This is a genomic window from Massilia solisilvae (assembly GCF_024753215.1).
Classification (GTDB): Bacteria; Pseudomonadota; Gammaproteobacteria; order Burkholderiales; family Burkholderiaceae_D; genus Telluria; species Telluria solisilvae.
The window spans coordinates 35,543-61,067 of record NZ_JANUGV010000005.1; the positions used below are offsets into that span (position 1 = coordinate 35,543).

Sequence of the window (25,525 nt, forward strand, 5' to 3'; positions counted from 1 at the left end):
ATCAGCAGGCATCTTTTCACATTTCTGCTCGACATGGCAAATCGGCAAAGCCCGCGCCAGCGCGCGATGCAAACCTGCTAAGCTAATGGCCGATACCATTGATCGCCAACGTCACATGAAAACCATTCCGCAAATCCTCCAGGAGAGCCACACTATCGCCGTAGTCGGCCTGTCGAATAACCCGGAAAAGGCCAGCAACGAGGTGGCGCACTACCTGCAGCAGCACGGTTACCGCATCGTGCCGGTCAACCCGGTGTATGCCGGGCAGCAGATCCTGGGCGAAACGGTGTATGCGAGCCTGCAGGAAGCGGCCGACGCCCTGGCGCCGCTCGGCCGACGCATCGACATCGTCGATTGCTTCCGCAAGTCGGAAGACATTCCGCCGCTGGCCAAGGATGCGATCGCGGTGCGCGCCGGCTGCCTGTGGATGCAACTGGGGATCGAGAACCAGTCGGCGGCCGACCTGGCGCGTGCGGCGGGGCTGGAAGTGGTGATGAACCGCTGCATGAAGATCGAGCATCGGGCGCTGGGCGCCTGAGCATCACAACAAGGGGGACGGAGATGAAGAAACTGGTTTCTGGGCTGCTGCTGGGTGGTATGGCTAGCGTTCTATGGGTCCCCGCCTTCGCGGGGACGACGTCGGAGGCCCCGGTGGCCGTAGCGGCGCCCGCGGCCAGCTGCCCGGCGGTGCTGCGCCACACCTTCAACCGCCTGCAGGACGATGCGCCGCAGGACCTGTGCCAGTACGCGGGCAAGGTGGTGCTGGTGGTGAACACGGCCAGCTACTGCGGCTTCACCAAGCAGTACAAGGGGCTGGAAGAGCTGTACGCCAAATACGCGCCGCGCGGGCTGGTCGTGCTCGGCTTCCCGTCGAACGACTTCGGCGAGCAGGAGCCGGGCAACTCCAAGGAAATCGCCGACTTTTGCTACAACACCTACGGCGTCAAGTTCCCGATGTTCGCCAAGAGCTCGGTCATCGGTGGCCAGGCCAATCCGCTGCACACTGAACTGACCAAAATCACCGGTCAGGCGCCGAAGTGGAACTTTACCAAATACCTGATTGACCGCCAGGGCAAGACGATCGAATACTTCCCCAGCAAGATCGCGCCGGAAGACAAGGAATTCGTCAGCAAGATCGAGCAGGCGCTGGCCATGTGAATACATCTCGGCAGGGCGCGCGTGCGGCTCTTATAATTACCGAAAAATAAGATTCGGTCACGCATTGACGACCGCCACCTGTCCGGAGACACCACATGATCATTGTCCGACCAGCGCAACTGGCCGACGTGCCAGCCGTTGCGCCCCTGTTCGATGCCTATCGCCAGTTCTACGGCAAACCCGCCGACGCCGGCCTGGCCGAGCGTTTCATCAGCGAGCGGCTCGCCAAAGGGGAGTCGGCCGTTTTCGTGGCCGAGAAGGACCGGCAGGCAGTCGGCTTCGTCCAGCTGTACCCGTCGTTCTCGTCGGTGTCAGCGGGCCGCGTCTATGTGCTCAACGACCTGTTTGTCGCGCCCGAGGCACGCCGGGGCAACGTCGCGCGCGCGTTGATGCATGCGGCGGCCGAGTACGCCCGTGGCAAGGGTGCTCTGCGCCTGTCGCTGTCAACCGGCATCAACAACGAAAAAGCTCAGGCGCTCTACGAGTCGGAAGGCTGGGTGCGTGACGAACAGTATTACCACTACTCGCTCACGCTCTAGGGCCGGGCCCGGCGTCATTAACCGCGTTAGCGCGACAGCGCGTCCTCGGCCTTGCGCTGCAGGACATTCTTGAACAGGTCGAAGGCGCTGCTCTTGATCGCCTCCACCGCCGCCGACGAGGCCGGCTTGTCCGGCTGCGGTTGTTGCTGCTCGCGTTGTGGCTGTGCCAGCGCCTGCCGTGGCGCCGGGGCCTTGTCCTCGTCGTCCGCATGGCCGGCCATCGCCGCCCCCATCATCGAGCCCATGCCCGGGGTCAAGGAGGCGACCGACTTGCGGCGTACCTTGACCTCCCATTGCGGCTCCCAGTCGATCCTGGGATCCTTCGGGCGCGGCGGATAGGCCATGTTCAGCTCGTCGCCGTAAGCGATCACGCGCGACATCGCCATCGCGCTGACCGCTTCCTTCGGCGCCGCGCATTCGCTGGTGCTCGCGGGCAGGATCACCTTTTCCTTCTGCCACTTGGCGATCGAGCTGTCCGGCTGGTAGTTCACCAGGCCCATGCCCATGTCCGGCAGCTCGCTCGAGGTCCAGTACACCATCTCCATGTCGCCGTTGCCGGCGGCGGCGCTGTCGCGCATGCCCATCGCCTGCACGAACCAGCCGGTGGCCTGCTGCATCGGCTTCCACTTGAACAGCACGCCCCTGGCATCGTCGCTGCGCGTCGCTTCCACGGCCGGCATCAGGTCGTGCGCAGCGTCGATGTTGAACTTGAAGCCATCGACCACGCCCTCGCCCGCGAACGTGTGCTCGCCGGCCATGCTCGCGCCTTCCGGCAGCATGCGGTCGTCCTTTTTATTCGGCCACACCGGGCGGCCCGGCGCCGGTTCCGGCACGCGGAACATGGCGTTGCGGTTCTGGAAGAACTGGTTCATCTGCTTCGGATCCATCCTGGCGAAATCGATCACCAGCGGCTGGCCCTTGCGCACCTCGGTGCCGCAGCCCCAGTACAGATACATCTTCCCTTTCGGCATTTGGAACTCGCCAGGACCTTCGCTGGCCACGTGCGATTCCGCCACCACTTTGGTCGGCTCCGGCGCCAGCAGGTTCAGCGTCGGGGCCAGCTTGCTGCCGGATGGAACGCTCTGGGTCGCGGTCTTCAGCTCCTTGTTGTGGCGGGTCAGCAGGGTCACGTCCATCCAGCGCCCCTGGGCCTGGCCTTGGGTCTGGCCGAAACTGTTGCCGCGGTCATTCGATTTGCCGCCGCCAAACAGGCCGCCGAGCATGCCGCCCATGCCGCCGGCGGGCGCCATCGGCGCGCCGCCGTTGAAGGTGGCCAGGTCGATGTAGGCCTGGCTGACAGGCGGCTTCACTTTCTGGACGATCTCCGCGGCAGACGCAGAGGTCAGCGCGAACAGGCCGGTGGCGGCGATGGCGAGCGGTTTGAGCGAGGGCACGGTGACTCCTTGGTGGTGGGTCGATTTCAAATCGGAAATTCTAGCCCGCGTTGTTCCTGCCAAATTCGCAGTGGCGCCGATCCCCCCCGGCTGGGGGTGAGAATTTTGATGCACATCAACGATTTTATTGCGCCGCATCAATATCCTACATCTCATTCATACAACGACATAAAAGAGGTAAGTGAAATGAAGAAGTCGATGCTGAAAGTGATGGTTGCAATGATCGGCCTGATGGGCGTGAACGCTGCGATGGCGCAGGAATCGCCGTGGCTGGTACGCGCACGTGCCGTGTACATCGATCCGGCCAACGAGTCCGCGCCTGTTGGTGGCGTTGGCGCGGCTGACCGCATCCATGTCAGCAACAAGACCATTCCCGAAGTCGACGTTTCGTATTTCTTCACGCCGAACATCTCGGCTGAACTGATCCTGACCTACCCGCAGAAGCATGACGTGACCCTGGACGGCGCCAAGATCGGCACGTTCAAGCAGCTGCCGCCGACCCTGCTGGCGCAGTATCACTTCCTGCCGGGCGCCGACATCAACCCGTACGTCGGCGCGGGCGTGAACTACACGCTGCTGTCGAGCGTGAACCTGCTGAACGGCGCTGGCCGCCTCGAGCACGATAGCGTTGGCCTCGCCCTGCAAGCTGGCGTGGACTTCAAACTGGACAAGAATTGGTCGATTAACCTGGACGTGAAAAAAGTCCAGATCCGCAGCGATGTGAACATCTCGGGCGCGCGCGCAAGCGACGTCAAAGTGGATCCGCTGCTCATTGGTGTGGGGGTGGGATACAGGTTCTGATTTAACGATTAAACATAGCTTCCAGCAAAAGCTAAAAACCGGCCCTCGCGGCCGGTTTTTCTTTTTTGTGCGTTGCAATGTAGGGTGGGCAGGTTTTCCTGCCCACGCGTTCAACCAGCGGTAGCAGGTCACGCAAGCGACCGGGGACGCACGCTTGGAGTGAACGCGTGGGCAGGAGACCTGCCCACCCTACGATTGGCCCTTGCGGAAGTGCTCGACCAAAAAGTCGATGAACGCGCGTGTGCGCACCGGCTGGTTGGCGCGCCCGCCTGCGTAGTAGACGAACAGGTCGGCCGAGGGCAGCTCGAACGCGGGCAGCACGATGCGCAGGCGGCCGCTCTCGAGGTACCTGGCCGCGTCCCATTCCGAGCGGATCAGGATGCCGTGGCCGTCCAGCGCCCAGCCCAGCACGATGTCGCCGTCGTTGCTCGACAGGCTGCCGTGCACCTTCACCACCTCGGTGTGGTCCTTGTGAATGAAGCGCCAGATGCCATAGGCGTCGTCGTTCTGGCGGTGGATGATGCAGCGGTGCTGCGCCAGGTCGGCCAGCGTGCGCGGCGTGCCGTGGCGTTCCAGGTACTTTGGCGAGGCGCACAGGAAGCGGCGGTTGGACATGATGCGGCGTGCGTTGAGCCGCCGGTCGGGCAGGGTGCCGAAGCGGATCGCCAGATCAAAGCCGCTTTCGACCAGGTCCACCGGGCGGTCCGTCACCTCCACCTGCACCTCGACCTCCGGATAGCGCCGGGCGAACTGTGAGATCAGCGGCGCGATCGTGGTGCGGCCGAAGCCGAGCGTGGCATTCACGCGCAGCAGCCCGCGCGGCGCGCTGCGGCCGAGCGAGACGGCGTCTTCCATCTCGCGGATCTCGGCCAGGATACGGGTGGCGTGCCGCAGGTAGGTTTCGCCTTCGCTGGTCAGGCCGATGCTGCGCGTGGTCCGGTTCACCAGCTGCACCCCAAGCCGCTGCTCCATTTGTGCCAGCCGCTTGCTGGCCGCCGGCGGGGTCAGGTCGAGCGCGCGCGCGGCGGCCGACAGGCTGCTGTGGCGTGCCACCAGCACGAAGAATTCGAGTTCGGATGCGCTATCGCTTTTCACTTTGGGTGAAAACTCTTATGAAAATACCGACATTATAAAACCGCCCTGCGGGCCTATGCTTGGGTCTTTCCGTCATCGCTAAAGATCACCATGAGAATCGTAGAAATCCGCGAAAAGACCGTGCCGATCAGCTCTTCGATCCGCAACGCCTACATCGACTTTTCGAAAATGAACCTGAGCCTGGTGGCGGTCGTCACCGACGTGGTCAGGGACGGCAAACCGGTGATCGGCTACGGCTTCAATTCGAACGGCCGCTACGGCCAGGGCACCTTGATGCGCGAGCGCTTCATCCCGCGCGTGCTCGATGCCGACCCGGCCTTGCTGCTGGACGAAACCGGCGCGAACCTGGACCCGCACAAGATCTGGGCGGCGATGATGACCAACGAGAAGCCCGGCGGCCACGGCGAACGGTCGGTCGCGGTCGGCACCATCGACATGGCGGTGTGGGACGCGGTGGCCAAGATCGCGGACAAGCCGCTGTTCCAGTTGCTGGCCGAGCGCTACGGCAACGGCACGCCGGAGCGCAAGGTGTTCGTGTACGCGGCCGGCGGCTACTACTATCCGGGCCAGGATCACCAAAAGCTCAAGGACGAGATGAAGAGCTACATCGACCGCGGCTACACGGTGGTCAAGAAGAAGATCGGCGGCGCCTCGCTCGACGAGGACCTGCGCCGCATCGACTCGATCCTGTCGGTGCTGCAGGACGGGCAGAAGCTGGCGGTGGACGCCAACGGCCGCTTCGACCTGGACACCGCGATCCGGTACGCCAAGGCGCTGTCGCAGTACGACCTGTTCTGGTACGAGGAGGCGGGCGACCCGCTCGACTTCGAACTGCAGGCGACCCTGCGCAACTACTACGACAAGCCGATGGCCACCGGCGAGAACCTGTTCTCGATGCAGGACGCGCGCAACCTGATCCGCTACGGCGGCATGCGTCCCGACCGCGACTGGCTGCAGTTCGACTGCGCGCTGTCGTACGGCCTGGTCGAGTACCTGCGCACGCTCGACATGCTGCACCAGCACGGCTGGTCGCGCAGCCGCTGCATCCCGCACGGCGGCCACCAGATGTCGCTGAACATCGCGGCCGGCCTGGGCCTGGGCGGCAACGAGTCCTACCCGGACCTGTTCCAGCCGTTCGGCGGTTTCCCCGATGGGGTCAAGGTCGAAAACGGCTTCATCACGATGCCGGACCTGCCGGGCATCGGCTTTGAAGGCAAGTCCGACCTGTACTGGGAGATGCAGAAGCTGGCTGCCTGATTCACAGCCTGTGCGCCTCGCGCATCGCGTTCACGTAACGCTGGCGCGAGCTGCGCGCCACCTCGTGCGGGGCAAAGGGCGCGGCCACGCTGTCGAGCAGGTCGACCGCCGTGCGCAGGCGCGCTTTTGCCAGCGCGTCCGTGGCTGCCGCCGGCGCGGTCTCGTTGATCACCGTGACCGCCGCCTCCTTGGCGGCGATATCCTCGGGCAGGCCCGACACCGTGCACAGGCCGTAGGTGCCGTCGAGGAAGGCGGACCATTCCGCCCGCAGGTGTTCTTCGCTGGCGAATGCCGGCGCCCCTGGTGCGATGCCGCCGGCGCGCAGCTGGTCCAGCCGCGCCATGTAGCGCTGGTCGAACAGTGCGCGCGCCTGCGCCTCGCCATCCAGCCCGGCAAGCTGCCCGATCCAGGCCACGTACCCCTTCGCATAGTAGTCGGCGGCGGCCGCGCCCGCCCAGGGGCCGAAGAAGGAGTCGCAACCGATGTCCAGCCGCAGCCGGTAGGATGGCGCGGGCGCCATGCGTGCCGCCTGCAGCTTGGCCAGCTGCGCGAGCTCGATCGCGCAGCGATCCAGCAGCTGCTCGCGCGTGAAGAAGTACCGCTCAAGGTATCGGATCAGTTCCATGCGTGTGTCCTCAGTGGGGAAGGGCAGGAACGATAACCGCATAAGCGCGCACCATGCTTCGGCGCGCGCCGAAGCATGGCTCAGGAAAGCCGGGTAGTGGTGTCGAGCACGGCGCGCAGCGGGCCGCGCAGCGCGTTGCAGACGACGATGTCCTCGGCGTTCTCCAGCATCGCGCGGGTGATGATCCGTTCGGACGCCTTCCACGCGGGCGCGGCCAGCATCACCGCGCGCACCACCCCGGGCAGCAGGCCGCAGGACAGCGGCGGCGTGTACCAGCGCCCGTTGATGCGCACGAAGACGTTGCTGCGCCCGCCCTCGGTCAGTTCGCCGCGCTCGTTGAAGAACAGTGCGTCGAATGCGCCCTTTGCCTCGGCCGCCTTCCAGGCCGCGTCGTAACGGCTGCGGATGCTCGATTTGTGGCGCAGGAACAGGTCGCCGGAGTCGGTCGGCTGGTCCGACAGCAGCACGCGCACCGGTTCGCGCGGCGTCTCGCCCAGCGGGGCTGCCTGCACCCTGGCTTCGCCGGTCGCGTTCACCGACAGGCGCACGCGCTGCAGGCCAGGGCCGAGCGCCAGGCAGGCGTCCACCACCAGCGCCTTCGCTGCCTCGCGCTCGAATGGAAAGCCGAAGTAGGCGCACGAGCGGCCGATGCGGTCCAGGTGCTCGTCCAGGTGGCGCGGGCCGTCGTCGAAGCTCGCGCGTATCGTTTCGAACAGTTCGAAGTCGTTCGCCAGTCCGGTCAGGAAGCGCGCCTTGAGCTGGCACTCGGCGTATTCGGCGGCGGCATCGCTGTCGAAGACGATGCCCGCGCCCACGCCCAGTTCGCCGCGGCGCACGCCGTGTTCCAGCGGGCCGAGCGCAAGGGTGCGGATCGGCACCGACAGGCAGAAGTCGCCGAGCGCGCGGCCGTCTTGCGGCGGGTCGATCCAGCCGATCGCGCCGGTGTAGATGCCGCGCGGCGCCGTTTCCAGCTCGCGGATGATCTGCATCGTGCGCAGCTTGGGCGCGCCGGTGATCGAGCCGCACGGGTACAGCGCGCCGAAGACGCCGGCCAGCGTGGCATCCGCAGGCACGGTCGCGCGCACCGTCGAGGTCATCTGCAGCACGTCGCCGAAGCGCTGCACCTCGAACAGGGCGGGCACGTCCACGCTGCCGGTTGCGGCCACGCGGCCCAGGTCGTTGCGCAGCAGGTCCACGATCATCAGGTTCTCGGCGCGGTTCTTCGGGTCGGCCGCGAGCGCGGCGGCGCTCGCGGCGTCGGCTTGCGCGTCGCCGCTGGCGCGCGCCGTGCCCTTCATCGGCCGCGCGACCAGTTCGCCGCCGTGGTGGCGCACGAACAGCTCCGGCGACATCGACAGCACTGCGCCGCCGTCCGGCAGGCCGATCAGCGCGCCATAAGGCACCGGCTGGCGTGCGCGCAGCCGCGCGTACAGCGCCGCCAGCGGGCCGAAGGCGTCAAAGCGCAGCCGGAACGTGTAGTTGACCTGGTAGGTGTCGCCGGCCGCGATGTAGTCCCGAATGCGCTCGATGGCGCGCGCGAACTGCGCTTCGTTCACGCTCGCCGCGATTGCCGCCACACCGGCCGGCACGCCAGGTGCGGCGCGCGTGTCGAGCCACGCCTGCACTTGCGCGGCGGTCAGCCTGTCGCAGCGGGTGAACAGCAGCACCTGGGCCAGCGGGCCATCGGCCGTGCGCGCGCCGATACCGGCCAGGCGCTCGCCCAGCTCATAGGTGAGCAGGGGAACCGCGAACAGGCCGCGCGCCAGCGCGCGTTCCAGGTCCTCGAGCAGCACCGGCCAGCCTGCCGCATCGGCGCAGGTGAGGGTGGCGGCGTGGCCGCTGTACAGGCGCGAGCCCGGCTCGCCCGCAGTTGCGAGCGCGTCGTCGAGCAGCGCAAAGACTTCGTCGGTGCCCATCGCCTCAGGCCATCTGCGGCGCGGCCAACAGCAGCGCGATCTGGACCGGCGCCCCGTCCGCCGGGTTGTGCCTGAAACCGCTCTTGGCAAAGCGGTGCCAGCGGCCGGTGACATAGCTGACCAGCAGGCCGGCGCGTGCCGCCACTTCGTCTTCCAGCCCCATACCCTGCGAGGCCGCCAGGCGCAGCGCCTGCTTGCAGGCCAGTTCGACCTTGTCGTAGAACTGGTTCATGCGCAGCTGCAGGCGTTCGTCCTCGCCCACCAGTGCGTCGCCGATCAGCACGCGCGTCATGCCCGGGTTGTTGGCTGCGAACGCGAGCAGCATGCGCACGATCGCCTGCGCCTGGTCGATGCCGCGCTCCTCGTGCTCGGCGATCTGGTTGATGAGCCCGAACACGCTCGATTCGATGAAGTCGATCAGCCCCTCGAACATCTGGGCCTTGCTGGCGAAATGGCGGTACAGCGCCGCTTCGGACAGCGACAGGCGCGCGGCCAGCGCCGCGGTGGTGATCTTGTCGCCCTTGGGATGCTCGAGCATCCCGGCCAGGGCCTGGAGGATTTGCAGTTTGCGTTGCCCTGGCTTGGTACTGGACATGGATTCGGGTCGGTTGGAGGTCGGTTCAGCGCAGCTTGTGCAGGCTGCCGGGAAGCTGCCGTACCGATTTTACTTTGACATCGACGTAATGTGGACGTTTTAGCATCCTTGGCAGCGGCGCCGTGCCGATCGGGTCGGCCACGCGCAGGTACTGCGTGACCCACACGGTGCCCATGCCCAGCTGGCGCGCGCTCTTCAGGTTGGCCAGCGTGTCCTCCACCAGTACGCAGCGGCGCGCGTCCAGGCCGCGGCGGCGCAGCAGGCGCCGCAGCATCAGCGTCGACGGCTTGGGCCGCAGCCGGCCGTGCACGTGCATGTCCTCGATCGCGATGTGGTGCGCGAACTGGCGGTGCAAGCCCAGGTGGCGCATCACCTCGCCCGAGTAGCCGCGCGGTCCGTTGGTGAGCAGGATCTTGGTGCCGGGCAGCCGCGCCAGCAGCCGCGCCAGCCCGCGCTCGGCGCGGATCATCTGCTGCAGCGCCGGCAACTGGTGCGTCTGGTGCAGGAAGTCGGCGGCGCGCACGTTGTGGTGGCGGATCATGCCGAGCAGTGTGGCGCCATAGCGTTTCCAATAGCCAATCCTCGCGGCGTTGACGGCTTCCGGGCTGGCCGGCTGCGTGCCATCGCCAAGCACGCGCGCGATGTACACGTTCATGTTCGCGCTGATCGCAGGGAAGATCGCATGCGATGCATCGTGCAAGGTATTGTCCAAATCGAACAACCAGATTTTAGGAGTTCTTGTAATATCGACCACAGTAACCGACGGATTCAAAGTGAGCATGTTGCGACGCCTGATTATAGTGTTCTTCGTGTTCCTGTCCTGGCAGCCGGCCGAGGCGGCAGAACGTGGTGCATTATTCAGGCTGAGCGCGCATGGCCACACGATGTTCCTGTTCGGTACCATGCATGTCGGTTTGCCCAGCTTCTATCCGCTGGAACCGCAACTGGCGGCGGCGGTCGAATCGGCCAGCGTGCTGGCGCTGGAGCTCGATCCCCAGCCTTCGTTCGCCAAGGTGGCTGCCGCCCTGAACCGCTACGGCAAGCTGGCGCCGGGCGCCGCCGGCTATGTGCAACTTGGCCCGCGCAAGCTCACCCGCATCGACGAGATGGCACGCGCCGCCGGGCTCGATCCGGCCACCGCGCACTCGTATAAGCCTGTGCTGCTGGCAACACTGCTGTCGCTCGCGGAATACGAAAAGCAGGGTTACCGCGCCAGCCTGTCCACCGATCGCGAACTGGCCCGCATGGCGCGCGCGCGCGGCGTTCGCATCGTCGAGCTCGAATCGCTGGAGGGCCAGCTCGCGATGCTCGATTCGCTGCCGGTGCCGTCGCAATGGCGCTTCCTCGAGGATTGTCTCAACAGCATTAGTTCGGGTGCGCAAGCCAACGAGGTGCGTACCGTGGTCGGCGCCTGGGGCAGAGCGGATCAGGCCGGGCTGGAAGCGATGGCGCAGCGCATGCAATTGGATAACAGCGTGGGCGGCAAGTTCACGCGCGAGGTCTTGCTCGACGGCCGCAACGGCACGCTGGCGGACAAGATCGACACCCTGCTGAAGGAAACGGACAAGGCCGTCTCCGCGATCGGGGTTCTGCACCTGCTGGGCCCGCGCAGCGTACCCGAACTGCTGCGCGCGCGCGGCGTCGGGGTTGAGCGGGTCTACTAAAAAAAATGGCGCCCGTGCGGGCGCCATTTGATCGGCATTGTGCCCGTACGCGTTACGGTTTTTGCGGGAAAATACCGTTGAGGCAAATGATGAAATTCATTGCCAGGAACGGCTGCATGTTGTTGTGCGGCATACTCGAGCCGGCAACGCCCAGCGCCAGCGGGTTCATCTGCACTGCGCCGCTGGTGCCGTCGCTGTACAGCATGGCCGAAGTTGGCGGGCGCGTGCTCGTGTCCACATACTGCGCCCACTCGCCGCCTGCCGGCGAATTGCTGTTGCCGTTGTCGGCGTAGGCGCGCGGCGCGTGGGTGTGGACGGGCATCTCGCTCTGCACCAGCGTCACGGTGGAACTGCCGTCACTGGTGGCCAGGTTGTGGTTGCTCAAGCCCGGGCCCTGGCCCATGCCCAGCGGTGCCTTGCCGGACAGGTTGGGCAGCCCGAAAGTGCTAACGCCGTCCCCGCCAAACCGATTGCCGAGGATGGAAAACAAAATGGTGTTGCTCGAGATTGGGAGCAGCTGGCCGTTGCAGAATGCCCAGTCGGTCGGTGCATAGTTGCCGGCAAACAGGCGGATCTCTCCGATGTAGGGGTCCATGTTGATCTTTCTCCTTAGCTACGTGGCGGGAAAATCCCCTGCAAGGCAATGCAGAAGCTCACAGCCGTGTATGGCTGCATGTTTTGGTGCGCCTGGCTGGCGCCGGCAGTGGCAATCGCGTTCGCGCCCATGGTGCCGTTGGCCGTGGGCGAGTAGCTCATGCTGTTGGCCCAGTAGTTGTTGGTCACGGCGGACAAGGTCGCGGGCGTGTTGGTCGCCAGTACCTGGTGGGTGTGCTGCGGGATCTCGTTGGTGGTCAGCGTGTGCGCTTGTTCGCCCTGCAGCGTACCTTGGGGGTAGGTGTTGTTGAAACCGAGCGGCGTGCGCGCGCGCAGGTCGGGCAGCGCGAAGTTCGTCTTGCCGTCGCCGCCATAGGTGACGCCGAGAATGCTAAACAAGGCCACGTTGGTCGAGATCGCCAGAAGCTGGCCCTCGCACCTTGCCCAGCCCTTCGGCGCAAAGCCGAAGGCAAAGGGGCGGATTTCGCCGATGAATGGTTCAGCCATTGTCTGCTCCTGTTAGTTTTGCGTCGGGTAGTTGCCTTCGAGCGCGATGATGAAATTGATCGTCAGGAAGGGCATCATGTTGTTGTGCGGCATACTGCCGCCCGCCGGGCCGATTTCGGCAGCGTTCATCAGCGCGTTCGGCGCGGCGTTGGAATAAGCACTGAAATCCGAGTTGCTGGCCCAGAAGGCATTCGTCGGGTTGGAGACGGTGCCGTTGGCGGTGTTGGCGCTGGGCACGTGCGTGTGCGCCGGCATCTGGTTGGTGATGAGCGTCACCGTTTCCACGCCGCCCATCGCGCCGATCGGGTAATTGACGCTTCCCAGGATGGGCACGCTGCCCGTTGCCTGGTGGATGGGCAGCCGGCCGCGCAGGTCGGGCAGCTTGAACGTTGTCACCCCGTCGCCGCCGTAGGTCGTCCCCAGCAGCGAATACAAGGCCTCGTTTCCGGAAATGCTGACTGTGCTGCCATCGCACAGCGCCCAGCCCAGCGGCGCGTAATCGCCCCCGAACATTCGGATTTCTCCGACAAATTGATCCGACATCGCCTCTTCTCCTCCTCGTTTGAACAGCCGCCGGCTCCCGGCGCCGTTTACACAATTTACAACAAACTACGTGAAAATATAGCAATTATTTTCCTTTGTGCAAACTTTTATACTAGAAGTCTTGCTAGTTGTGCTTTCTCGCGGTTACGTTAACTCTTAAACTTAGCTAATTATTTGCCTGCCGGAATCGCTTCGCCCGGCCGGGCTTCCCTTTGTCTCGACCAGTCTACGTGCCATGAATAGCCAAACTGTCCAAGAACCCGCCACCCAAATTGCTTTCGTTTTCGATAACGTCGCCCACTATCAGGAACTGGTTGCCGCTTTCCTTCCGGACGTCGAAGTGCACGTCCTGGACGCAAGCAAGGATGGCCTGCAGCAAATTTCGGCAATCCTCGAGGGCCGCAGCGGCGTCGGCGGGCTGCACGTGGTTGGGCACGGCGCGGAGGGATCGCTCAATTTCGGCAGCGTGAACCTGGACTCGGCCAACATCGGCGGCTACACCGAGGTGCTGGGCAAGATCGGCGCGGCGCTGGCCGCTGGTGGCGATATCCTGCTGTATGGCTGCGACGTGGGTGCGGCGGCGATCGGCGCCAGATTCGTCGGCCAGATCGCGCAGGCCACTGGCGCGGACGTGGCGGCGTCCACCGATGCGACCGGCGGTGCGCAGCGCGGCGGCGACTGGGTGCTCGAATACCGCCAGGGCGACGTCACCAGCGATGGCGCGCTAAACGCCGCGGCCGTGCACAGCCTGGACACCTTGCTGGGCCTGATGCCAACCGGCCTGCAGGACGTAACGCCCACCATGAGCACCAGCTCGTTCGTTGGCGGCTTCACCCTGAGCGTGCAAACCGGCTATTCCCTGACCGGGGCCTATGACGCCAACGGCCTGTATTTCAATTCGCCGGCCGCGCCAAACGAATGGCGTGACGCAAAGTTCACCGTCACCGCCGATAACACCAACATCACGGGATTCAACCTCGACGGCATCAACTGGATCAAATACTCGGCGACGGGAACGTTTTCGATTCTTGTGAGCGGCTTTAACGCGGGCGGGGGCCTGATCGCGCAAACCACCGTCAGTACAGCAAACGGATCGACCACCTATACCGGCGGGGACTTCTCGGGGTTCGTGGGCATACACACGTTTACGGTCGAGATCATCGGGTCGAGCGACCCCTTGGTCCACTGGCCGATCTCGCAAAACACGTTCGACGGGTTCAGCGTTTCAAACCCGATCGCGGCCAATATCGCGCCAACCTTTGTCGACACGACCACCCAGCTCACCGACACCGAGAACACCGCAGTGAATCTGGCTGCGCTACTGCACGTGAGCGATACCGACAGCGGCCAGACGCTGACCTGGAGCCAGGATACCGCTCCGTCCCATGGCGTCCTGACCTTCTCGAGCCCGACCGCGACCAGCGGCAGCACCGATGTCACGCCGGGCGGCAGCATCGTCTATACGCCGACCACCGGCTATGCGGGTACCGATTCGTTTGTGGTCAAGGTGAGTGACGGCACCGCCACCGCTACGCGCACCGTCAACGTGACGGTCAAGCCCCCCGCAGCAAGCGCACCCGTGCTGACCGCCGCCACCGACACCGGTTTGAGCAACAGCGACAAGCTCACCAAGGCCACCTCCGTCTCCTTCTCCGGCGCTGGTGCGGCGGGCGATTCGACCAGCACCGTGCAGGTCTGGGTGGACAAGAATGGCAATGGGGTGTACGACGCCGGCACCGATCTGATCAGCACTTCGGCGACGCTGACCAGTGGCACGTGGACGTCCCCGGCGATCGACGTCTCCACGCTCGCCAATGGCAGCTACAACGTGTACGGGCAGATCACCGGCGGCGGCCAGGTGGGCCCAACCAGCAGCGCAGGCAGCTTCACCATCGACCGCACCGCACCGACGGTCACCATCAGCAGCAACGTCTCCAAGGTGTTGGTGGGCCAGACCGCGACGATCACCTTCACGTTCAGCGAAGATCCCGGTTCGAGCTTTACCTGGAACGGAACGAGCGGCGACGTGGTCGTCACCGGCGGCACGCTCGGCGCCATCTCGGGCTCTGGCACCACGCGCACCGCCACCTTCACGCCGACGGCGGGCTTGGACAGCACCTCGGCCAGTATCACGATCGCGGCTGGCTCTTATACCGACGCAGCCGGCAACAACGGCGGCGCCGGGACGACGCCGAGCCTGACCATCGACACGCTGGCGCCGACTGTAACGATCACCAGCGACAAGTCGGCGCTCAAGATTGGCGAGACGGCGAGCATCACGTTCACGTTCAGCGAAGACCCTGGCGCGGCCTTTGACGCGAGCGACATCGCGGTGACGGGCGGCACGCTGGGCGCGCTGTCGGGCACGGGAACGACGCGCAGCGCGACCTTCACGCCCACGTCAGGCACCAATGGCGGCACGGCCAGCATCACCGTGGCGGCGGGCGCCTATGCGGACGCCGCAGGCAATGCCAGCGGTGCGGGCGCGACTCCGTCGCTGACCTTCGACACGCTGGCGCCGACGCTGGCGATCAGCAGCAATAAGGCTGCGCTCAAGGCTGGCGAGACCGCGACCATTACCTTCACCTTCAGCGAAGACCCTGGCGCGACATTCGACGCGGGCGACGTGACGGTGACGGGGGGCACGCTGGGCACGGTGTCGGGCACGGGAACGACCCGCACCGCGACCTTCACGCCCACTGCAAACACCAACGCGGGCACGGCGAGCATCACCGTGGCAGGCGGCACCTACACCGACGGGGCCGGCAACGATGGCGGCGCCGGCGCGACGCCGAGCGTGACCTTCGACACGCTGGCGCCGACGGTAACGGTCACCAGCGACAAGTCGGCGCTCAAGATTGGCGAGACAGCGACGATCACGTTCACGTTCAGCGAAGACCCGGGCGCGGCCTTCGACGCGAGCGACATCACGGTGTCGGGCGGTACGCTGGGCGCCTTGTCGGGCACGGGAACGACGCGCAGCGCGACCTTTACGCCGACGGCGAGCACCAACGGTGGCACGGCGAGCATCACCGTGGCGGCGGGAGCGTATGCGGACGCCGCAGGCAATGCCAGCGGCGCCGGAGCGACGCCGTCGCTGAGTTTCGACACGCTGGCGCCGACGCTGACGATCACCAGCGACAAGGCGGCGCTCAAGATTGGCGAGACGGCGACCATCACCTTTACCTTCAGCGAAGACCCGGGCGCGACCTTTGACGCGAGCGACCTGACGGTAACGGGCGGCACGCTTGGAGCGCTGTCCGGCACGGGAACGACGCGCACGGCGACCTTTACGCCGACGGCGAGCACCAACGGCGGCACGGCGAGCATCACCGTGGCAGGCGGAACGTACACGGACAGCGCGGGCAACAATGGCGCCGCCGGCGCCACCCCGAGCGTAAGCTTCGACACGCTGGCGCCGACGCTGGCGATCAGCAGCGACAAGGCGGCGCTCAAGGCTGGCGAGACTGCGACCATCACCTTCACCTTCAGCGAAGACCCGGGCGCGAGCTTTGATGCGAGCGACGTATTGGTGACGGGCGGCACGCTAGGTGCGGTGTCCGGCACGGGAACGACGCGCACGGCGACCTTCACGCCCACAGCAAACATCAACGCCGGCACGGCGAGCATCACCGTGGCAGGCGGCACCTACACGGACGGCGCGGGCAACAATGGCGGTGCCGGCGCCACGCCGAGCCTGACCTTCGACACGCTGGCGCCGACCGTAACGGTCACCAGCGACAAGGCTGCGCTCAAGATTGGCGAGACGGCGACCATCACGTTCACGTTCAGCGAAGACCCGGGCGCGGCGTTTGACGCGAGCGACTTGACGGTGACGGGTGGTACGCTGGGCGCGTTGTCGGGCACGGGAACGACCCGCACCGCCGTCTTCACGCCGACGAATGGCGTGAACGCGGGCACGGCGAGCATCACCGTGGCGGCGGGAGCGTATGCGGACGCCGCAGGCAACGCCAGCGGTGCGGGAGCGACTCCGTCGCTGACCTTCGACACGCTGGCGCCGACGCTGACGATCACCAGCGACAAGTCGGCGCTCAAGGCTGGAGACACCGCGACCATCACCTTCACCTTCAGCGAAGATCCTGGCGCGACCTTTGATGCAAGCGACCTGACGGTGACGGGCGGCACGCTAGGTGCGCTGTCCGGGACGGGAACGACGCGCACGGCGACCTTCACGCCCACTGCAAACACGAATGCCGGCACGGCCAGCATCACCGTGGCGGGCGGCACCTACACGGACGGGGCAGGCAACAATGGTGGCGCCGGTGCGACGCCAGGCGTGACCTTCGACACCCTGGCGCCGACGCTGGCGATCACCAGCGACAAGGCGGCGCTCAAGGCAGGCGACACCGCGACCATCACCTTCACCTTCAGCGAAGACCCGGGTGCGACCTTTGATGCGAGCGACATATTGGTGACGGGCGGCACGCTGGGCACGGTGTCCGGCACGGGAACGACGCGCACGGCCACCTTCACGCCCACAGCAAACATCAACGCCGGCACGGCGAGCATCACTGTGGCAGGCGGCACCTACACGGACGGCGCGGGCAACAATGGCGGTGCCGGCGCCACGCCGAGCCTGACCTTCGACACGCTGGCGCCGACCGTAACGGTCACCAGCGACAAGGCTGCGCTCAAGATTGGCGAGACGGCGACCATCACTTTCACCTTCAGCGAAGACCCTGGCGCGGCCTTTGACGCGAGCGACATCGCGGTGACGGGCGGCACGCTGGGCGCGCTGTCGGGCACGGGAACGACGCGCAGCGCGACCTTTACGCCGACGGCAAGCACCAACGGCGGCACGGCCAGCATCACCGTGGCGGCGGGCGCCTATGCGGACGCCGCAGGCAATGCCAGCAGTGCGGGCGCGACTCCGTCGCTGACCTTCGACACGCTGGCGCCGACGCTGGCGATCACCAGCGACAAGTCGGCGCTCAAGGCTGGCGAGACCGCGACCATCACCTTCACCTTCAGCGAAGACCCTGGCGCGACCTTCGGCGCAGGCGACGTGACGGTGACAGGCGGCACGCTGGGCACGGTGTCGGGTACGGGAACGACCCGCACCGCGACCTTCACGCCCACTGCAAACACCAACGCGGGCACGGCGAGCATCACCGTGGCAGGCGGCACGTACACGGACGCCGCGGGCAACAATGGCGGCGCAGGCGCGACGCCAAGCGTGAGCTTCGACACGCTGGCGCCGACGCTGGCGATCACCAGCGACAAGTCGGCGCTCAAGATTGGCGAGACCGCGACCATCACCTTCACCTTCAGCGAAGACCCGGGCGCGACCTTTGACGCGAGCGATGTATTGGTGAGCGGCGGCACCTTGGGCACATTGTCGGGCACGGGAACGACCCGCACCGCCATCTTCACGCCGGCCAATGGCGTGAACGCCGGCTCGGCGAGCATCACGGTCGCAGGCGGCACGTACGCGGACGGCGCTGGCAACAACGGCGGGGCCGGCGCCACGCCGGGCGTGACCTTCGACACGCTGGCGCCCACGGTAACGATCACCAGTGACAAAGCCGCGCTCAAGGTTGGCGAGACGGCGACCATCACGTTCACGTTCAGCGAAGACCCGGGCGCGACCTTTGACGCGAGCGACCTGGCGGTGACCGGCGGTACGCTGGGCGCATTGTCGGGTACCGGAACGACCCGCACCGCGACCTTCACGCCGACCGCAAGCACCAACGGCGGCACGGCAAGCATCACGGTGGCTGGCGGTACGTACACGGACGCCGCAGGCAACACTGGGGCCGCCGGCGCTACCCCGGGCCTGACCTTCGATACGCTGGCGCCGACGCTGGCGATCACCAGCGACAAGGCGGCGCTCAAGGCTGGCGAGGCGGCGACCATCACGTTCACCTTCAGCGAAGACCCTGGCGCAAGCTTTGACGCAAGCGACGTATTGGTGACGGGCGGTACGCTGGGCACTGTCTCCGGCACGGGAACGACGCGCACGGCGACCTTCACGCCCACTGCAAACACGAATGCCGGCACGGCCAGCATCACCGTGGCGGGCGGCACCTACACGGACGGGGCAGGCAACAATGGTGGCGCCGGTGCGACGCCAGGCGTGACCTTCGACACGCTGGCGCCAACGGTAACCATCACCAGCGACAAAGCCGCGCTCAAGATTGGCCAGACGGCGACCGTCACCTTCACCTTCAGCGAGGACCCGGGCGCGACCTTTGACGCGAGCGACGTATTGGTGACGGGCGGTACGCTGGGCGCATTGTCCGGCACAGGAACGACGCGCACCGCCGTTTTCACGCCGGCCAATGGCGTGAACGCCGGCACGGCGAGCATCACCGTGGCGGGTGGCGCGTACACAGACGGCGCGGGCAACAACGGCGGCGCCGGCGCCACGCCGAGCGTGACCTTCGACACGCTGGCGCCCACGGTAACGATCACCAGCGACAAGGCGGCGCTCAAGGTTGGCGAGACAGCGACCATCACGTTCACCTTCAGCGAAGATCCGGGCGCGACCTTTGACGCGAGCGACCTGGCGGTGACCGGCGGTACGCTGGGCGCATTGACGGGTACCGGAACGACCCGCACCGCGACCTTCACGCCGACCGCAAACACGAACGGCGGCACGGCAAGCATCACCGTGGCAGCTGGCAGCTACACGGACGGCGCGGGCAATAACGGCGGCGCCGGCGCCACACCGGGCGTGACCTTCGACACGCTGGCCCCGAACGCCCCCTCGGCGCCCGCGCTCGCCGCCGGCAGCGATACAGGCACCTCGGCCACCGACAACCAGACAAACACCACGACACCGACCCTCACCGGCACCGCCGAGGCAGGCGCCACCGTCAAGCTGTACGACGGCGCGAGCTTGATCGGCACCGGCACGGCGACCGCCGGTGTCTGGTCGATCACCGCCCCGGCGCTGTCGGAGGGTACGCACTCGATCACGGCGGTGGCCACCGACGCGGCCGGCAATACCGGCCCCGCCTCGGCCCCGCTGGCCGTGACCATCGACACCACGGTTCCCACACTCGCCATCACCGCCGACAAGCCGGCGCTCAAGGTCGGCGAAACAGCGATCATCACCTTCACCTTCAGCGAGGACCCCGGCACGACCTTTGACGCGAGCGACGTATTGGTGAGCGGCGGCACGCTGGGCACATGGTCGGGCACGGGAACGACCCGCACTGCCGTCTTCACGCCGACGAATGGCGTGAACGCCGGCACGGCGAGCATCACCGTGGCAGGCGGCACGTACACGGACACCGCGGGCAACAACGGCGGCGCCGGCGCCACGCCGAGCCTGTCCTTCGACACCCTGGCGCCCACGGTAACGATCACCAGCGACAAGGCTGCGCTCAAGGCAGGCGAGACGGCGACCATCACCTTCACCTTCAGCGAGGACCCTGGCGCAACCTTTGACGCGAGCGACCTGGCGGTGAGCGGCGGTACGCTGGGCGCGTTGTCGGGCATGGGAACGACGCGTACGGCGACCTTCACGCCGACCGCAAGCACCAACGGCGGCACGGCGAGCATCACCGTTGCAGGCGGCACCTACGCCGACGGCGCGGGCAACACCGGCGGCGCCGGCGCAACGCCTGGCCTGACCTTTGACACCCTGGCGCCGACGCTGGCGATCACCAGCGACAAAGCAGCGCTCAAGATTGGCGAGACGGCGGCCATCACCTTCACCTTCAGCGAAGACCCGGGCGCGACCTTTGACGCAAGCGACGTATTGGTGAGCGGCGGTACGCTGGGCACGTTGTCGGGCACGGGAACGACGCGCACGGCGACTTTCACGCCCACGGCAAACACCAACGCGGGCACGGCGAGCATTACCGTGGCAGGCGGCGCTTACACGGATGGCGCAGGCAACAACGGCGGCGCCGGCGTCACGCCGGGCGTGAGCTTCGACACGCTGGCGCCGACGGTAGCCATCACCAGCGACAAGGCCGCGCTCAAGATTGGCGAGACGGCGACGATCACCTTCACCTTCAGCGAAGACCCGGGCGCGACCTTTGACGCGGGAGACGTGGCGGTGAGCGGCGGTACGCTCGGTGCATTGTCGGGCACCGGAACGACGCGCACGGCGACCTTCACGCCGGACGCCAACATGAACAACAAAACGGCCAGCATCACCGTTGCGGCCGGCGCCTACGCCGACGCGGCCGGCAACGCCGGCGGCGCGGGCGCCACGCCGGCCCTGACCTTCGACACGCTCGCGCCATCCGCGCCGTCCGTGCCGGTCCTCGATGCCGCCAGCGACAGCGGGGTGTCGAATTCCGACGGGCTGACCAATGCGGCTACCCTGCGCTTCACGGGCACTGCCGAAGATGGCGCGACCGTGAAACTGATCGACCCCGCCACCAATGCGGTACTGGGCACCGGGGTTGCGGCGGGCGGCACCTGGGCGATCGACGTGAGCGGACTGGCGGAGGGCATCGCCAACATCGCCGCGGTCGCCACCGATACTGGCGGGAACACTGGTCCCGCCTCGGCCGCGTCCAGCGTCACCATCGACCGTGCAGCCCCGGCCGCGCCATCGATTGCGCTGACCAGCGGCGGGTCGCCCGGCAGCGTCGTCAGCTACGGCAAGATCACCGTGAGCGGCATCGAGGCGGGGGCAAGCTGGCAGTACAGCGTGGACGGCGGCGCGCACTGGCAGAATGGCAGCGGCACCGAGTTCATCGTCACCACCGAAGGGTCGGCGACGGTGCTGGCGCACCAGACCGACGGTGCCGGCAACACGAGCGTCGCGAGCAACCCGCTCTCATTCACACTCGATACGTCGGGACCGACATCGAGCGTGTCGCTGAACGACCTCGCGCTCACCTCGGGCGAGACCGCGACGGTGACGATCAGCTTTAACGAGCGGGTAGTGGGCTTTGACCTGAACGACATCAGCGCGTCCAATGCCACCTTGTCGAACCTGTCCTCGAGCGATGGCGGCCGCACCTGGACTGCCCTGATGACGCCCAACCCGGGCGTGTCGTCGGCCTCCAACGTCATCAACGTGAACAACACCGGAGTCACCGACGGCGTCGGCAACAGGGGAATCGGATCGAGCACGTCGCCCAATTACACCGTGCAGACCGGCAGGCTGGCCGCTGCCATCGACCTGTCCGACACCAGCCTGCTGGCGGGTGAAACCGCCGTGGTCACCATCCGGTTCGGCGAAGCCGTCACCGGCTTCACGCTCGCCGACCTCGTTGCCGAAAACGGCAAGCTGTCCAACCTGGCGAGCACCGACAACGGCAGCACCTGGACCGCGCTGTTCACTCCGACGACCAACATCGACGACACCTCCAACCTGATCAAGGTGGACAACAGCGGGGTGATCGGTGCCCAGGGCCAGCGCGGCGAAGGCCAGAGCACCTCGGCAAACTACACGGTCAACACGATCCGCCCCACCGCGAGCATCACGGTGGACACCAAGGTGCTGGCGCCGGGCGCCAATACGCAGGTCACCATCAAGTTCTCCCAACCCGTCCTTGGCTTCGACAGTGCCGACCTCACCGTCTCGCACGCGACCCTGTCCGCACTTGCCTCCAACGATGGCGGGACGACCTGGACCGCCACCCTGACCGCCGATACCGGCGGCAAGGCCGCGTCGCCGGGCTCGCTCGCGATTGACCTGGGCGGAGTCAGGACGGCCATCGGCAACGCCGGTATCGGCTCCGTCAGCGCGCACTACGTGGTTGCCCCGGCCGGCTCGGCGATCGGTACGGTCGATGGCGTTCAGGTGGTCAGCCAGTCCACGACCGATCCCAACACCGGACGCGTGCAGCAGGTACTGCTGATTCCGGAGGTGCCGGCCGGACGGGTGGACGATCCGAACACGCCGAACCAGAAGCTGGCCGACATTCCGCTCGTATCGAACCCGGCCCCGGGCGGCGCGCCTGCGCTGACGGCCAGCCTGCCGGTTGGCACGGGCCTGCAGGTGGAAGGCCCGGCGGCCCCGTTGAGCACGAGCGATGCGCTGACGGACCTGATCCACCGCATCCAGGACAAGACCACCAGCGGGTCGGCGAGCCAGACGGACATGACCAGCCAGGGCCAGGGCTTCCTGAACAGCCTGGGCGCCAACGGGCAGGTCGAATCGCGGACCATCGTTCCGACCGTGTCGTCAGGAACTGCGCCCAGCCAGCCGATCGTCATCAGCGGCGCGGGAACGGGCAACGGGCCGAACGCACCGGTGGTCGGCCTGGTCATCGACGGCGCTGGCCTGCCTGCCGGCTCCACGCTGCAGCTCGATAACGTCGATTTCGCCGCCGTGATCGGCGACGTGCGCCTGATCGGCGGTTTGGGCAAGAATTACGTGGTGGGCGATGGCGCGTCGCAAACCATCTATCTTGGCCCGGACGACGACGTGCTCAGCGGCGGCGGCGGCGACGATTTCATCGGCAGCGCGGGCGGCGATGACCATCTCGATGGCGGCGACGGCAACGACCTGGTCGCGGGCGGCATCGGCAACGATACCGTGATCGGCGGCGCGGGCGACGACATGCTCAACGGCGGCCGCAGCACGGTGGGCGACTGGACCTTCCACATGACTGCAGCCGGTGCGATCAGCGCCACGCACGACAAGGCCGTATTCACCGCGGCGGGAACCGAAGTGGTGCAGGGAGCCGAGCTGGACGCCACGGTTTCGGAGCTGGGCTTCCTGAAGGCCGCCCCGGAACAGCTGGCCGGGATCGCCATGCTGTACGCGGGACTGGACCGCGCGCCCGACGTCGCCGGGCTCACCTTCTGGGCCCGTGCCGGCGTGTCGCTTGCCGACGTGGCCAATGGCGTGCTGGCCTCGGCCGAATTCGGCGGCAGCGCGCTGGCCCACGCCGACAATGCGACCTTCGTGCGCGGCATGTACCTGCAGGTGCTGGGCCGCGAGCCGGAAAGCGCGGCGATGGAGTACTGGAGCGCGCGCCTGTCCGGCAGCGACGGCAGGGCGCCGTCCGGCCGGGCGGACGTGCTGGTGGCCGTCGCGCTGAGCGACGAGCACAAGGGCAAGATGCTGGCGGCCGACGGCTACACCATCGCGCAGGGCAGCCTGGCGCAGGAAACCGCCTGGTTTTCCGGCAGCGGCGACGACCGCCTGGAGGGCGGCACCGGGCACAACCTGCTGGTGGGCGGCGACGGCGTGGACACGGCGGTCTATGGCGGCAACCAGGCGCAGTACCACGTCCTGATCGGGACCGATGGCCTGCTGCGCGTTGCCGACACCGGCAGCGACAGCCTGGACACGCTGTCCGGCATCGAGGTGGCCGAGTTCAAGGACGGCAAAGTCGACCTGACCGCGCTTGGCAAGGACGTGGGGCAGCTGGACCGCGTGGGCCTGATGTTCCAGACGGTGTTCCATCACGCCGCCGGCCTGGACGCCCTCAAATCCTTCCTGGCGCTCAATACCGATGCGCCGGGAATGGCCAGGGCGCTGGTGGCCACGTCCGAGTTCCAGTCGCGCTTTGGCGGCACCAGCGATGCGGCCTTTGTCCAGGCGCTGTACGCCAACTCGGGGCTGGATGCGTCGAAAGCGGGCGGCATGCAGTCGTGGCAGGACTACCTGGGCCACCACAGCCGTGCCGAGCTGATCGCAACCTGGATCGCCCAGGACGACGTGCAGCACGCGCAGTTCGGCAATGCGGGGTTGTGGTTGTTCTGATTCGGTTCTGAGCGTAAGGCCGGCGGCGGCCGGCTTTACGCCAGCGCGACGACATGACAACGGCAACCCGCAGCGGCAATCCACTGCAGGTTCATTGGCATGAGGGGGAATTCTTGGTGCCCTTGACGTGGATTGAACACGTGGCCTCTCCCTTACCAAGGGAGTGCTCTACCACTGAGCTACAAGGGCAGGAAGACATGGGGACGCATGCAATGCACACCCGGGCGGGTGTCGCGTCCACATGAATTTTTCAGTGAGAGCGGATCATAGTGCCAAAAGCCTGTTCGGTCAAGACTTCAAGCAACAATGAGTGTTCAATACGACCGTCGATGATGTGCACCGTGTTCACGCCGGACTTGGCGGCATCGAGCGCCGACGAGATCTTCGGCAGCATGCCGCCCGAGATGGTGCCATCGGCAAACATCTCGTCGATCTCGCGCGCCGACAGGTCGGTGACCAGGTTGCCGTTCTTGTCCTGCACGCCGGCGATATTGGTCATCATGATCAGCTTTTCGGCCTTCAGGATCTCGGCAATCTTGCCTGCCACCACGTCGGCGTTGATGTTGTAGGCCTGGCCGTCCTGGCCGAAACCGATCGGGGAGATGATCGGGATGAAGGCGTCGTCCTGCAGTGCCTTGACCACGGCCGGGTTGATGGCTTCGATCTCGCCGACAAAGCCGATGTCGAGGAACTCGCCCGGCTTGTCCCGGTCCGGCATCGACATCTTGCGTGCGCGGATCAGGCCGCCGTCCTTGCCGGTCAGGCCGACCGCCTGGCCGCCGTAGTGGTTGATCAGCATGACGATGTCTTGCTGCACCTCGCCGCCCAGCACCCATTCCACCACTTCCATGGTTTCCTCGTCGGTGATGCGCATGCCTTGCACGAAGGTGCCTTGCTTGCCGATCTTCTTGAGCGCGTTGTCGATCTGCGGACCGCCGCCGTGCACCACCACCGGGTTCATGCCCACCAGCTTGAGCAGGATGACGTCGCGCGCGAAGCCGTGCTTGAGGCGCTCGTCGGTCATGGCATTGCCGCCGTATTTGATGACGATGGTCTTGCCGTGGAAATTGCGGATGTACGGCAGCGCTTCCGCCAGGATCTGGGCCTTGATTTGTGGTGAGACCTTGGTCAGGTCGAAATTCTGGTCGTCGGCGGGCGGATTGGTCAGCTGGGCGTTCATCGATGGT

At 66.3% G+C, this 25,525-nt stretch carries 17 protein-coding genes and 1 tRNA gene; 7 read left to right on the forward strand and 11 right to left on the reverse strand.

The genetic code is table 11. From position 1 onward, the window contains the following. The first annotated feature begins 115 nt into the window (after positions 1-115). The 3 genes from NX773_RS16900 (at position 116) to NX773_RS16910 (ending at position 1,697) form a co-directional block, all read left to right on the forward strand. Positions 116-538, forward strand: a complete 423-nt coding sequence (locus NX773_RS16900; protein ID WP_258857478.1) for a CoA-binding protein — start codon at positions 116-118, stop codon at positions 536-538. Positions 539-597: 59 nt separating this feature from the next. Next, positions 598-1,158, forward strand: coding sequence for a glutathione peroxidase (locus NX773_RS16905; protein WP_258857479.1), 561 nt, complete (start codon positions 598-600; stop codon positions 1,156-1,158). A 95-nt stretch (positions 1,159-1,253) separates the two neighbouring features. After that, positions 1,254-1,697, forward strand: a complete 444-nt coding sequence (locus NX773_RS16910; protein WP_258822841.1) for a GNAT family N-acetyltransferase — start codon at positions 1,254-1,256, stop codon at positions 1,695-1,697. Between the two features lie 26 nt (positions 1,698-1,723). On the opposite strand, the gene NX773_RS16915 is transcribed toward NX773_RS16910, so the two are convergent. Then, on the reverse strand, positions 1,724-3,091 hold the full coding sequence (locus tag NX773_RS16915) for a hypothetical protein (RefSeq protein ID WP_258857480.1): 1,368 nt from the start codon (positions 3,089-3,091) through the stop codon (positions 1,724-1,726). Positions 3,092-3,277: 186 nt separating this feature from the next. Between NX773_RS16915 and NX773_RS16920 the strand changes: the two genes are divergently transcribed. Beyond that, positions 3,278-3,892 (forward strand): OmpW/AlkL family protein, encoded by a 615-nt coding sequence (locus tag NX773_RS16920; protein WP_258823360.1) that lies wholly within the window; start codon positions 3,278-3,280, stop codon positions 3,890-3,892. Positions 3,893-4,081: 189 nt separating this feature from the next. Here the strand turns inward: NX773_RS16920 and NX773_RS16925 are convergent, their stop codons facing one another. Then, a complete protein-coding gene (locus NX773_RS16925; RefSeq protein WP_258857481.1) occupies positions 4,082-4,987 on the reverse strand; it encodes a LysR family transcriptional regulator in 906 nt (301 codons plus the stop codon). 90 nt (positions 4,988-5,077) lie between these two features. Here NX773_RS16925 and NX773_RS16930 point away from each other — a divergent pair, with 90 nt between their 5' ends. Beyond that, on the forward strand, positions 5,078-6,244 hold the full coding sequence (locus NX773_RS16930) for a mandelate racemase/muconate lactonizing enzyme family protein (protein ID WP_258857482.1): 1,167 nt from the start codon (positions 5,078-5,080) through the stop codon (positions 6,242-6,244). Position 6,245: 1 nt separating this feature from the next. Here NX773_RS16930 and NX773_RS16935 read toward each other — a convergent pair whose 3' ends face one another. The 4 genes from NX773_RS16935 to NX773_RS16950 all read right to left on the reverse strand — a co-directional run bounded on the left by NX773_RS16935 (position 6,246) and on the right by NX773_RS16950 (position 10,161). Next, positions 6,246-6,869, reverse strand: coding sequence for a DUF6058 family natural product biosynthesis protein (locus tag NX773_RS16935; RefSeq protein ID WP_258857483.1), 624 nt, complete (start codon positions 6,867-6,869; stop codon positions 6,246-6,248). An 80-nt stretch (positions 6,870-6,949) separates the two neighbouring features. After that, on the reverse strand, positions 6,950-8,785 hold the full coding sequence (gene pabB, locus NX773_RS16940) for an aminodeoxychorismate synthase component I (protein ID WP_258857484.1): 1,836 nt from the start codon (positions 8,783-8,785) through the stop codon (positions 6,950-6,952). Positions 8,786-8,789: 4 nt separating this feature from the next. Further along, positions 8,790-9,380 (reverse strand): nucleoid occlusion factor SlmA, encoded by a 591-nt coding sequence (gene slmA, locus NX773_RS16945; protein WP_258857485.1) that lies wholly within the window; start codon positions 9,378-9,380, stop codon positions 8,790-8,792. Between the two features lie 25 nt (positions 9,381-9,405). Further along, the gene (locus NX773_RS16950; RefSeq protein ID WP_258857486.1) at positions 9,406-10,161 is read right to left on the reverse strand and encodes an HAD-IA family hydrolase; all 756 of its coding nucleotides are present in this window, start codon (positions 10,159-10,161) and stop codon (positions 9,406-9,408) included. Between NX773_RS16950 and NX773_RS16955 the strand changes: the two genes are divergently transcribed. Next, positions 10,160-11,044 carry a TraB/GumN family protein gene (locus NX773_RS16955; RefSeq protein WP_258857731.1) on the forward strand — a complete coding sequence of 295 codons (885 nt, stop codon included), beginning with the start codon at positions 10,160-10,162 and terminating at the stop codon, positions 11,042-11,044. The genes NX773_RS16950 and NX773_RS16955 overlap by 2 nt on opposite strands. A 52-nt stretch (positions 11,045-11,096) precedes the next feature. On the opposite strand, the gene NX773_RS16960 is transcribed toward NX773_RS16955, so the two are convergent. Genes NX773_RS16960 through NX773_RS16970 form a run of 3 tightly spaced genes read right to left on the reverse strand, consistent with a single transcriptional unit; the run spans position 11,097 to position 12,658 of the window. Further along, positions 11,097-11,639: a phage tail protein gene (locus NX773_RS16960; protein ID WP_258857487.1), complete on the reverse strand. Its 543-nt coding sequence runs from the start codon at positions 11,637-11,639 to the stop codon at positions 11,097-11,099. A 14-nt stretch (positions 11,640-11,653) separates the two neighbouring features. After that, on the reverse strand, positions 11,654-12,145 hold the full coding sequence (locus NX773_RS16965) for a phage tail protein (RefSeq protein WP_258857488.1): 492 nt from the start codon (positions 12,143-12,145) through the stop codon (positions 11,654-11,656). A gap of 12 nt (positions 12,146-12,157) precedes the next feature. After that, complete coding sequence (locus NX773_RS16970; protein ID WP_258857489.1) at positions 12,158-12,658, reverse strand: phage tail protein; 501 nt, start codon at positions 12,656-12,658, stop codon at positions 12,158-12,160. A 265-nt stretch (positions 12,659-12,923) separates the two neighbouring features. On the opposite strand from NX773_RS16970, the gene NX773_RS16975 reads away from it, so the two are divergent. Then, the gene (locus NX773_RS16975) at positions 12,924-24,338 is read left to right on the forward strand and encodes an Ig-like domain-containing protein (protein WP_258857490.1); all 11,415 of its coding nucleotides are present in this window, start codon (positions 12,924-12,926) and stop codon (positions 24,336-24,338) included. A 114-nt stretch (positions 24,339-24,452) separates the two neighbouring features. Here the strand turns inward: NX773_RS16975 and NX773_RS16980 are convergent. Then, positions 24,453-24,527 (reverse strand) — tRNA-Thr (locus NX773_RS16980). 61 nt (positions 24,528-24,588) lie between these two features. Next, positions 24,589-25,518, reverse strand: a complete 930-nt coding sequence (gene argB / locus NX773_RS16985; RefSeq protein WP_258822853.1) for an acetylglutamate kinase — start codon at positions 25,516-25,518, stop codon at positions 24,589-24,591. Between the last annotated feature and the right edge of the window lie 7 nt (positions 25,519-25,525).

Excerpts from the sequence above, each read along its gene's own strand:
- NX773_RS16900 (WP_258857478.1), top strand. The coding sequence starts at position 116 with ATGAAAACCATTCCGCAAATCCTCCAGGAGAGCCACACTATCGCCGTA.
- NX773_RS16905 (WP_258857479.1), top strand. The coding sequence starts at position 598 with ATGGCTAGCGTTCTATGGGTCCCCGCCTTCGCGGGGACGACGTCGGAG.
- NX773_RS16910 (WP_258822841.1), top strand. The coding sequence starts at position 1,254 with ATGATCATTGTCCGACCAGCGCAACTGGCCGACGTGCCAGCCGTTGCG.
- NX773_RS16920 (WP_258823360.1), top strand. The coding sequence starts at position 3,278 with ATGAAGAAGTCGATGCTGAAAGTGATGGTTGCAATGATCGGCCTGATG.
- NX773_RS16930 (WP_258857482.1), top strand. The coding sequence starts at position 5,078 with ATGAGAATCGTAGAAATCCGCGAAAAGACCGTGCCGATCAGCTCTTCG.
- NX773_RS16935 (WP_258857483.1), bottom strand. The coding sequence starts at position 6,869 with ATGGAACTGATCCGATACCTTGAGCGGTACTTCTTCACGCGCGAGCAG.
- pabB (WP_258857484.1), bottom strand. The coding sequence starts at position 8,785 with ATGGGCACCGACGAAGTCTTTGCGCTGCTCGACGACGCGCTCGCAACT.
- slmA (WP_258857485.1), bottom strand. The coding sequence starts at position 9,380 with ATGTCCAGTACCAAGCCAGGGCAACGCAAACTGCAAATCCTCCAGGCC.
- NX773_RS16955 (WP_258857731.1), top strand. The coding sequence starts at position 10,160 with ATGTTGCGACGCCTGATTATAGTGTTCTTCGTGTTCCTGTCCTGGCAG.
- NX773_RS16950 (WP_258857486.1), bottom strand. The coding sequence starts at position 10,161 with ATGCTCACTTTGAATCCGTCGGTTACTGTGGTCGATATTACAAGAACT.
- NX773_RS16960 (WP_258857487.1), bottom strand. The coding sequence starts at position 11,639 with ATGGACCCCTACATCGGAGAGATCCGCCTGTTTGCCGGCAACTATGCA.
- NX773_RS16965 (WP_258857488.1), bottom strand. The coding sequence starts at position 12,145 with ATGGCTGAACCATTCATCGGCGAAATCCGCCCCTTTGCCTTCGGCTTT.
- NX773_RS16970 (WP_258857489.1), bottom strand. The coding sequence starts at position 12,658 with ATGTTCGGGGGCGATTACGCGCCGCTGGGCTGGGCGCTGTGCGATGGC.
- NX773_RS16975 (WP_258857490.1), top strand. The coding sequence starts at position 12,924 with ATGAATAGCCAAACTGTCCAAGAACCCGCCACCCAAATTGCTTTCGTT.
- argB (WP_258822853.1), bottom strand. The coding sequence starts at position 25,518 with ATGAACGCCCAGCTGACCAATCCGCCCGCCGACGACCAGAATTTCGAC.